General features: G+C 72.7%; 10 protein-coding genes and 4 pseudogenes. 4 read left to right on the plus strand and 10 right to left on the minus strand.

Features of this window, described 5'->3' with window-relative positions; translation table 11 throughout:
- Window position 1 precedes the first annotated feature (1 nt).
- The 4 genes and pseudogenes from FF86_RS54030 to FF86_RS54040 form a co-directional block, all read right to left on the minus strand.
- Window positions 2-502 (minus strand): annotated as a pseudogene (locus FF86_RS54030) ((2Fe-2S)-binding protein); the annotation flags it as partial.
- On the minus strand, window positions 499-1,413 hold the full coding sequence (locus FF86_RS20995) for a c-type cytochrome (protein WP_044887272.1): 915 nt from the start codon (window positions 1,411-1,413) through the stop codon (window positions 499-501). The gene FF86_RS20995 and the pseudogene FF86_RS54030, both read right to left, overlap by 4 nt.
- 5 nt (window positions 1,414-1,418) lie before the next feature.
- Window positions 1,419-1,717, minus strand: a 299-nt coding sequence (locus FF86_RS54035; RefSeq protein WP_242419209.1) for a cytochrome c oxidase subunit 3, incomplete at its 5' end; no start/stop codon positions are given.
- Window position 1,718: 1 nt separating this feature from the next.
- Window positions 1,719-2,057 (minus strand): annotated as a pseudogene (locus tag FF86_RS54040) (heme-copper oxidase subunit III); the annotation flags it as partial.
- A gap of 620 nt (window positions 2,058-2,677) precedes the next feature.
- Here FF86_RS54040 and FF86_RS34315 point away from each other — a divergent pair.
- Window positions 2,678-3,295, plus strand: coding sequence for a hypothetical protein (locus FF86_RS34315; protein ID WP_044887262.1), 618 nt, complete (start codon window positions 2,678-2,680; stop codon window positions 3,293-3,295).
- A 145-nt stretch (window positions 3,296-3,440) separates the two neighbouring features.
- On the opposite strand, the gene FF86_RS21010 is transcribed toward FF86_RS34315, so the two are convergent.
- The coding region (locus FF86_RS21010) for an SseB family protein (RefSeq protein ID WP_242419210.1) at window positions 3,441-3,884 on the minus strand (444 nt) is incomplete at its 5' end.
- A gap of 407 nt (window positions 3,885-4,291) precedes the next feature.
- Here FF86_RS21010 and FF86_RS34870 point away from each other — a divergent pair.
- Window positions 4,292-4,837 carry a toll/interleukin-1 receptor domain-containing protein gene (locus FF86_RS34870; protein ID WP_052681356.1) on the plus strand — a complete coding sequence of 182 codons (546 nt, stop codon included), beginning with the start codon at window positions 4,292-4,294 and terminating at the stop codon, window positions 4,835-4,837.
- A 77-nt stretch (window positions 4,838-4,914) separates the two neighbouring features.
- On the opposite strand, the gene FF86_RS62920 is transcribed toward FF86_RS34870, so the two are convergent.
- The 5 genes and pseudogenes from FF86_RS62920 to FF86_RS21030 all read right to left on the minus strand — a co-directional run.
- Window positions 4,915-4,973: hypothetical protein (locus FF86_RS62920; protein ID WP_255355867.1), on the minus strand; the 59-nt coding region annotated here is incomplete at its 5' end.
- Between the two features lies 1 nt (window position 4,974).
- Window positions 4,975-5,204: pseudogene (locus tag FF86_RS54045) on the minus strand (DUF3501 family protein); the annotation flags it as partial.
- A gap of 1 nt (window position 5,205) precedes the next feature.
- A pseudogene (locus FF86_RS54050) lies at window positions 5,206-5,511 on the minus strand (DUF3501 family protein); the annotation flags it as partial.
- Between the two features lie 142 nt (window positions 5,512-5,653).
- Entirely contained in the window at window positions 5,654-6,091 is a 438-nt protein-coding gene (locus tag FF86_RS21025; protein ID WP_044887264.1) for a rubrerythrin family protein, read from the minus strand.
- The gene (locus FF86_RS21030) at window positions 6,078-6,557 is read right to left on the minus strand and encodes a Fur family transcriptional regulator (protein ID WP_044887265.1); all 480 of its coding nucleotides are present in this window, start codon (window positions 6,555-6,557) and stop codon (window positions 6,078-6,080) included. Before FF86_RS21030 ends, FF86_RS21025 begins: the two co-directional genes overlap by 14 nt.
- Window positions 6,558-6,933: 376 nt before the next feature.
- Here FF86_RS21030 and FF86_RS21035 point away from each other — a divergent pair, with 376 nt between their 5' ends.
- Both FF86_RS21035 and trpD read left to right on the plus strand, forming a co-directional pair.
- The gene (locus FF86_RS21035) at window positions 6,934-7,362 is read left to right on the plus strand and encodes a response regulator (protein ID WP_044887275.1); all 429 of its coding nucleotides are present in this window, start codon (window positions 6,934-6,936) and stop codon (window positions 7,360-7,362) included.
- A 5-nt stretch (window positions 7,363-7,367) separates the two neighbouring features.
- Window positions 7,368-8,552, plus strand: a complete 1,185-nt coding sequence (gene trpD / locus FF86_RS21040) for an anthranilate phosphoribosyltransferase (protein WP_396229975.1) — start codon at window positions 7,368-7,370, stop codon at window positions 8,550-8,552.
- Window positions 8,553-8,571: the final 19 nt, after the last annotated feature.

Here is an 8,571-nt window from a genome sequence, read left to right on the forward strand (position 1 = left end):
NCGTGATGACGAAGCCGACGGTGCCGACCACCGAGATCAGGAACCAGCAGGCGATCAGCCGCTCCGCTCGCCGCTCGGCGCGGCGGTCGACGTCCTCGGCGCGCGGCGGGCGGACGGTGACCCCGCCACCGCCGCCGGCGTGCGTGCCGTAGGTCGGCTGCGCCACCCCGGCGTCGCCGGTCCGCATCACCGTGGTCTCGGGATCGCGGGTGGAGTCCGTCTGGTGCGGCGGGGTGCCCAGGACCTCCGGGCCGTCGGAGGTGCCGGCCGGGACGTCCGGTCCACCGGCCGAGATCCCCGACCCCCCGACGGCGGCGCCCGACGTGTCGACGGGGTGCTTGGCCCGCTTGAAGATGCTGCTCATCGAATCCTGGTCCGACTTGTCTGCCGGCTCACCCTGGTAGCCCGCGTAGTGCACGCGTTCCTGGGCGGAGTCGCCCGGCTGGTCCCCTCCGCCCGAGCCCGCCGGTCCCGGCGTCCCCGGGCCCGTCTGGTCACTCATACCTTCTGCCTCGCTCCGATCCACAGGCACACGACGAGCAGGCCACCAATGCCTACCAGCATGGCCAGCAACCCTTCGGGCACCGGACCGTACTTACCGAGGCTGAAACCACCGGGGCTCTTGGTGTCGGTCAGGTGCTTGATGTAGGCCGCCACGGCGGCGGCGTCCTCGTCGTTGAGCTGACGGTCTCCGAAGACCGGCATGGACTCCGGCCCCGTGCGCATGGCCTCGACGATCTGCGTCGGGGTGGACTCGCTCAGCGAGGGCGCGAACTTACCGTAGGTCAGCGGAGCGCCCTGGGCGACGGCCTGGTGGCACTGCGCGCAGTTGGCGCGGTAGAGCTCGCCGCCATGGGCCAGGTCGGCGTCGCTGAGCTCCTTGTCAGTGACCTTGGGCACCTCTGGGCCGCCACCGAGGCTCGCGACGTACGCGGAGAGCTGGTCGATCTGCGTCGCCGAGTAGATCGGCGGCTTGCGGTCGGCCTGCGCGGCCGGGGCGGCCAGCGGCATGCGCCCGGTCGAGACCTGGAAGTCCACCGCGGCGGCGCCGACGCCGACGAGGCTGGGGCCGGTGTTCGAGCCCTGGGCGCCGAGGCCGTGGCAGGTCGAGCAGCCCTGCAGGTACAGGGCGCGACCCTGCCGGACGGCCTCGTTGGCGTCCGCCGTCTGCGCGGCGTTGCCGGTGGGAGCCAGCATCGTCCACAGCACCCCGGTGGCCAGCAGGCCGAACACGAGGACGAGGGCGGAGGATCTCCGGCGCCGGCGCGCGGACGGACCGCGCTTGCGCGCGGACGTATCGCGCTTGCGCGCGGACCGCTTCGTGGCGGCGACCGGCGTCGCGACCTCGCTCGGCGTGGAGTCCGACGAGGTTTCCGACGGCGTGTCCGACGGTGTGCCCGAGGTTTCAGTCATGTCGCTCACTGGAGGAGGTAGATGGTCGCGAACAGGGCGATCCAGACGACGTCGACGAAGTGCCAGTAGTACGACACGACGATCGCCGATGTCGCCTTCTCCGGCGTGAAGCGCCCAAACGTCGATCGGCCCAGCACCATGACGAAGGCGACGAGACCGCCGATGACGTGGAGCCCGTGGAACCCGGTGGTCAGGTAGTACACCGAGCCGTAGGCGTGCGACGCCATGGTGAACTTGTTTTCGCCGAAGTACTCGTTCGCCTGGCCGCCGACGAAGACGAGGCCCATGAGCAACGAGGCCAGGTNCCAGCGCCGCAGTCCGTGGACGTCACCGCGCTCGGCGGCGAACACCCCGAGCTGGCAGGTGACGCTGGACAGCACCAGGATCACGGTGAAGAACAGCGCGTACCCGACGTGCAGCTCCACGGGCCCGTGTTCGGAACCGGCGGGATCACCCGTCACCGGCGGCCAGTTGCCGCTGTTCACCGAACGGATCGTGAAGTACATCGCGAACAGGGACGCGAAGAACATCAGCTCCGACGACAGCCACACGACCGTGCCGACCGAGACCATCGAGGGACGGTTGGCCGTCGGGTGTGGTGGAGGAGCCTTCTCGAGGACGGGGGCTGAGGCCACGACGGTCATTCTGGCACGCGACGCTCCAGGCGCCACCGTAGGTTCGACGTTCGGTAGGACTACGACTCGTCGATGACCGGCCCGAGCCGCCGTGCGGACCACCCCACCCACCGCACAATTCGCTGCGCCGCAGCGGAAACCGCAGGTCCTCGGGCCGTCGCGGGAGGGGTCGAAAAAACCATGACGACCGGCATCCTTCCGGCGGATGTTGCGTGCCTCACCCGTCGGACGTCCACCTCAGGAGCCGGGTCTCCCGGCCCGGTGGAGCCGGGCCGGACGGCACGGCCCACGTGGCCGTCCACGCGTCGCGCGACCACCACAACCGATCGAAACGGCAGGTCAGAGTGCCTTCCGGGCGCCGTGAGCAGCCGGGCGGCCGCCAACTGCGGGCAAGTCAGGGCCGATCGAGGGGCAGGTCGGGACGATCAAGGGGCACGGCAGGACGAGCAATGGGCGGGGCGGGACGATCGTGGGGCGGGACGGGACGATCCTGGGACGCGGCAGGACGATCCTGGGGCGCGGCGGAGTTCGACCGGGTGCCCGCCGCGGGAAAGGGACGGCAGATGAAGAACGGACGGCAAGCCGGTCGCGTGCCTGCCGGACCGGTCGGCAGGAATTCGAGGTTCTCGATGCGATGGCCCCGGCGGTCCGGGCGCACCGCCCCGCCGATTCTGGTCGACGACGGCTCACTCGCCATCCTCGCCTCGTCGTTCGATCCGGCCGCCGGCGAGGGGCCGGCCCTGGCCACCCTGGCCGCCACCGGCCATCCACCCGGCGCTCCCGTGCTCCTCCGCCACCTGTTCGCCCTCCCCGAGCCACCCGACACGCCCGAGTCCCCCGACGCGCCCGACGCGCCCGACGCGCCCGAGCCACCCGACGCGCCCGAGCCACCCGACGCGCCCGAAGCCGCCGGTGCATCGAGCTTCGATGGCGCTGCGAGCACTTCCTTGCCCGCCTGGGGGGCTCGGCGTCCGATTCGTCCCTCTGGAAGGGCGAGGGAGGCCGCGTTACGGACCGTGGTCGAGCGAGACGGCTACGAGGTCCGCTGGCTGGGCGACCGGCTCGCAGTGACCCGCCAGACGGTGCCGACGGTCCTGGCCGTGGCTCAGGAGCGGGCCCGGATGACGGGCCTGGAGATGCGCCTCCCCGTCACCTACCTCGGCTGGCAGGCGCTGGCCTCCCCGCCCGCCAGCCAGCCGCACCAGGCCGGCCGCACACCCGGGCGGAAGGCGTGTGGCCGGCCATAGAGCCGCGAACGGCCCGCGGACCACGATCCTCGACCGGGCGGGTCGGCCCGGTCGAGGACGTCGGTCGGATGATCGAGCGGACCGCCCAGTCCGGTCAGGCGGACATGCCGGTCAGGCAGACATGCCGATCAGGCGGACATACCGATCAGGCGGACATGGCGGCGAGAGCTCGCAGGCCCTCCGCCGGCAGGGCGATCCCGGTTTCGGACCCCGGGTCGACCGCCAGCAGCAGATCGTCCGACGGCCAGATCCGGCCGAGGGTCGCGATCTGCACCGTGCGGTAGCGGGCGACGTCGGGCAGGGCCTCCGTCAGGCGCTGTTCGGAGGTGAACGTCGGGACGAACTGGGTGCCGTCCTGACGCTCCGCAACGGGCAGTTGCAGAACCTCGCTCTCCTCGGACAGGTCGGCGATCTCATTGCCGAGGTCGGGCAACAGGACGTCCGCGAGGGCGAGGTCACCGAGCGCGGAGCGCTCGTCCTCCCCCTCGGCCAGGCGGTGCAACGCGTTGAGCGCCGCCGCGCCCTGCTCGGACGCCCGGCCACCGGCCGTCGGCACCCGCCCGGCACCCCCGGGGTCGCCGCCGGTCGCNCCGACGCGGTCCGGGTCGCGGCCAGCGACCCCGCGGGACGGGTCCGAAGCGCCACGGGGCAGGTCGGGAGCTCCTGAGCCGGCGGACGCGAGGTCGGGACGTAGCTGGTCATCGGTCACGGGTGACTCCCTTGACGTAGATGAACGTGCTGACGTGACGTGCCGTAAGCCTTTCGCCTACCCGGTCGCGGGCGCCCCGAACGGATGACCCACGACAAATCTCGCCGGCCGCCCGGACTGGCCCACCGACCTCACGCTTCCTCGACTTCACGTACCCCGTATNGGTGGCTCCCATGAGGGACGGCGGCCCGTTTCGGGACCTGCACGGGCCGTGGCAGTCTGATCTCATGGGGGACCAGCATCCTGATACGCCTGCGCCGGCGGGCCGGAGGGGGTGGGACTTCTTCGTGTCCTACACCTCCGCGGATCGGGCCTGGGCGGAGTGGATCGCCTGGCAACTGGAGACCGCCTTCCACCAGGACCCCGACGGCGCCATCCGCAAGATCATCCCGATCCGGGTCCAGGACTGCCCCCGCCCCGACCTGCTGACCGGCGTCGTCTCGTTCGACCTGTTCGACCTGCCCGCCGACCAGGCCCGCCGCACCCGGCTCGACAACATCCACATCGCCCTCGCCGGACGCGCGAAACCGGCCACGGAACCCCAGTTCCCCGGCGTGCTCATCCCCCCGTCGTCCGACGCCCGCCAGTCGGCCGGCCCTGCCCCCGTCCTCCCGGGCACCACGCCAGCCGTACCCCGGGAATCGCCCGACACCGCCGACGATCACCCGACCCGCGGCGCCCCGCAGACGGCCTCCGATCTGTGGAGACAGCTCGACGACCAACGCCGCACCCTCGGCGACAACCACCCCAGGACACGGGCAACAGAGGACGCACTGCGTTGGCTCGAGCAGCAGGGATCAAGGCGGCCACGCGCTCGCTGTGGGCGGGTGTAGCTTGGCCGGCAGCCCTGATCCGGCAGATCTGATCCGAAGAGGGGCAGGCTGTCGCCCGGTCCATCCGGACGGCGGGGTCAGGAACGCAGGGCGAGGTCGGCGATGAGGGCTCGGCGGGTGGCGCCGGTCAGCGGGGNGGAGTCGTTGTACTCGGGATGGTCGACGACGAGTTCGGCGGGGACGTCCGGGTCGCGGAAGGCGTCGCGGAGCTCGTCCGTCAACGCGAAGCGCACCATGTGCACCGAGACCGTCTCGGACGGGACGTCCGGGTCCTCGTCGAGGCCGGGGATCTCCTCCCCCGCGACGCGGGTGCCGCCGATCTCCAGGGACAGGCTGTGCTGCAGGCCGGCGAGGCGGCCAAGCTCCTNGCGCACCGTCTCGAGCACGTTGAGCTCGATGAACACGGTGGCGGTCAGGACGTGGCTGCCGGGCAGCAGGCGGGAGTACGCCTCGATCTCGTGGGCGACGTCGGCGGAGGCCGTCAGCCGCTCGGTGTAGACCATCTCCTGCACCTGGTAGCGCAGGGTCTGCTCGTTCTCGAACTCGGCGAGGACGATGTCGCCGACCCGGACGCGGCGCTCGGCGCGCACCGGGATCATCTGGCGGCGCAACTGCGGGCGGCTCTCCGCGTAGGCCTGGTGGTCGGTGGTGATGTCGGCGACGGTCAGCGCCATGGCGCGGCCTCCTGTCCGGAAGCGGGGGGCGGGGTCACAGGGGGGCGGGGTCACAGGGGAGGGCGGGAGAGGGAACCGGTGACCGGCCCCGGCGGAAGGACACCCGGGGCCGGTCACCGACGGTGGTGCGAGAACGGGCCGATCAGGCGTCGGCGGTCTCGGCGTTGAGGGCGTCGAGGGCCTTCTTGAACCGGCCGGCGTGGGTCTTCTCGGCGCGGGCGAGGGTCGAGAACCAGTCCGCGATCTCCTCGAAGCCCTCCTCGCGGGCGGTCTTCGCGAAGCCGGGGTACATGGCAGTGAACTCGTAGGTCTCGCCGGCCACGGCGCTGGCCAGGTTCTTCGCGGTGGTGCCGAGCGGCTCGCCGGTGGCCGGGTCGCCGACCTCGGCGAGGAAGTCCAGGTGCCCGAAGGCGTGCCCGGTCTCGCCCTCCGCGGTGTCGCGGAACAGCGACGAGGCGTCGGTCAGGCCCTCGATGTCGGCGCGGCGGGCGAAGTACAGGTAGCGCCGGTTGGCCTGGCTCTCGCCGGCGAACGCCTCCTTGAGGTTCTCGTGGGTCTTGGTGCCGTCAAGCTTCGGCATGAAGCGCTCCTTTGGCGTGGGTGTTCACTGTCGGGCCGGTCCCGCCCGCGGCGCGGGCCGGATCGGAGCCATTCGCCTGACAGTCCGGACACAGGCCCCGGAACTGCAGGTCGTAGCCGGTGATGGCGAAGCCCGAGCGACGAGCGATTTCCGCCATCATTCCGTCCGGTACGGGGTGATCGATGTCGACCGCACGGCCGCAGCCGTCGCAGACCGCGTGGTCGTGGCGGCGGGTGTTGGCGTCGTACCGAGCCGCCGCGCCGTCGCCCAGGTTGAGTTCCAGCGCCCGACCGGTCGACACCAACAGCGCCAGGGTGCGGTACACCGTAGCGCTGCCTATCCGCGGCGAGGAACGGCGTACCCGCTCGTACACCTCGGCCGCGGTGGGATGGTCGTCGGCGGCCCGCAGGACCTCCAGCACGGCCATCCGTTGCGGAGTCAGTCGAAGATCAGCCAGGTCGGTCATGGATCACGCCCGTCGGTCGCAGCGGAACCCGCCGGCCGTCACGCCGGGCACACGCCCGGCGACCGCGCCGACGGAGGGCTCCACTGGTTGAGAACGACTCTCAGTATCACTGTTGTTCCCGCCTTCTGGCAACCGCGCCGGCCCGGCGATGCACGCGGCGGGCCGGCGCCACGCCGCCCGCGCGGCGGACCCGAGGGAGAAGGGATGACGTGACCCCACAACCGGGTAATCTTCGGAGCGGATCGCGCCGGTCGCCCGGTCGCTCCCGATCGCCTCCGGTCGCCCGCCCGCGCGGTCTCCGGTCGGGCCCGGGGCGGCGGTCCGCCCCGGGCCGCCGGTCGGCGGTGGCCACCTGATGCGAAAGGCCGTGGACGCCATGAGCACCGTCCTCGTCTACGCCGACCGCGCCGACGTGCGCGCGCGCGTCATCACCGCGATCGGTCGACTGCCCGCCGCCGACCTCGGCCCGCTGGAGTTCGTCGAGGCCGCCGACGCCGCCGCCGCGATCGACGTCGTCGACCATCACGAAGCCGATCTGTGCATCTTCGACGGGGAGGCCACCCCCACCGGCGGCATGGGCCTGTGCCGCCAGTTGAAGAACGAGGTGGCCGACTGCCCGCCGACGATCCTGCTCGTCGCGCGCGCCGACGACCGGTGGCTGGCCACCTGGTCGCAGGCGGACGCCGTCGTCCCGCACCCGGTCGACCCCGGCCGGCTCACCGAGGCCGTCGTGACGCTGCTGCGCGCACGGGCCGGCGGCGCGGCGGCCCGGCGGCCGCTGACGGGCGCCCAGCTCGCCGGCTGACGCCGATGACCATCGAGGCCACCGTGCCACCCACTGGGCCACCCGCTAGGCCACCGACCGGGCCGCCCACCGTGCCGGCCGCCGCGGTGACGAGCTGGCCGGAGCTGATCGGCGCCCTGCTCGCCCGCGAGTCCCTGGACTCCGCGCGGACGGCCTGGGCCATGAATCAGATCATGGCCGGCGCCGCCTCCCCAGCCCAGATCGCCGGGTTCGCGGTGGCGCTGCGGGCCAAGGGCGAGACGCCGGCCGAGATCGGCGGACTGATCGCGGCGATGCTCGCCCACGCCGCCCCACTGCGCATCCCCGACGAGGTCCGGGCACGCGCGGTGGACACCTGCGGGACGGGCGGCGATCGGTCGAACACGGTCAATCTGTCCACGATGGCGGCCCTCGTCGTGGCCGGCGCGGGCGTACCCGTGATCAAACACGGCAACCGGGCCGCGTCGTCCGCCTGCGGCTCGGCCGACCTGCTCGCCGAGCTCGGGGTCGCCATCGACCTGCCGCCGGCCGCGGTCGAGGCGTGCCTGCAGGCGGCCGGCATCGCCTTCTGCTTCGCCCGGATCTTCCACCCGGCGATGCGGCACGTCGGCGCCCCCCGCGCCGAGATCGGCGTGCCGACGGCCTTCAACATCCTCGGCCCGCTGACCAACCCGGCCGAGCCGGGCGCGCAGGCCATCGGGGTTGCCGACGCCCGCCTCGCGCCGGTCGTCGCACAGGTCCTCGCCGACCGCGGCACCCGGGCGCTGGTCTTCCGCGGCGACGACGGCCTCGACGAGCTGACCCCGACGACCACCTCCACCATCTGGGTGATCCCCGGCCACCCTGCCGGGGACGGGACGGCCGGGGACGGGACGGCCGGGGACTCAGCCACGTCGCCGCGCCGCGAGCGGTTCGACCCGCGCGACGTCGGCATCCACGTGCCGGACATCACCGCCCTGCGCGGCGCCGACGCCCCCCACAACGCCGCTGTCACCCGGGCTCTGCTGGCCGGCGAGCCGGGTCCGGTCCGCGACGCCGTGCTGCTCGCCGCCGCCGCCTCGCTGGTGGCGGCCTCCGGCCCGACCGAGGCCCCTGTCACCGAGCAGATCGCCGAGGCGCTGCCCCGCGCCGCCCAGGCCATCGACTCCGGCGCCGCCGCAGCGGTCCTGGCGCGCTGGGTGGACGCCAGCCAGGCTGCAAACCCTGTCTAGAAGATCACTGAAAATCTTG

Source organism: Frankia sp. CpI1-P (genome assembly GCF_001421075.1).
GTDB lineage: Bacteria > Actinomycetota > Actinomycetes > Frankiales > Frankiaceae > Frankia > Frankia torreyi.

Coding starts and splice junctions, on each gene's coding strand:
- FF86_RS20995 (WP_044887272.1), bottom strand. CDS start 1,413: ATGACTGAAACCTCGGGCACACCGTCGGACACGCCGTCGGAAACCTCG.
- FF86_RS34315 (WP_044887262.1), top strand. CDS start 2,678: ATGCGATGGCCCCGGCGGTCCGGGCGCACCGCCCCGCCGATTCTGGTC.
- FF86_RS21025 (WP_044887264.1), bottom strand. CDS start 6,091: ATGCCGAAGCTTGACGGCACCAAGACCCACGAGAACCTCAAGGAGGCG.
- FF86_RS21030 (WP_044887265.1), bottom strand. CDS start 6,557: ATGACCGACCTGGCTGATCTTCGACTGACTCCGCAACGGATGGCCGTG.
- FF86_RS21035 (WP_044887275.1), top strand. CDS start 6,934: ATGAGCACCGTCCTCGTCTACGCCGACCGCGCCGACGTGCGCGCGCGC.
- trpD (WP_396229975.1), top strand. CDS start 7,368: ATGACCATCGAGGCCACCGTGCCACCCACTGGGCCACCCGCTAGGCCA.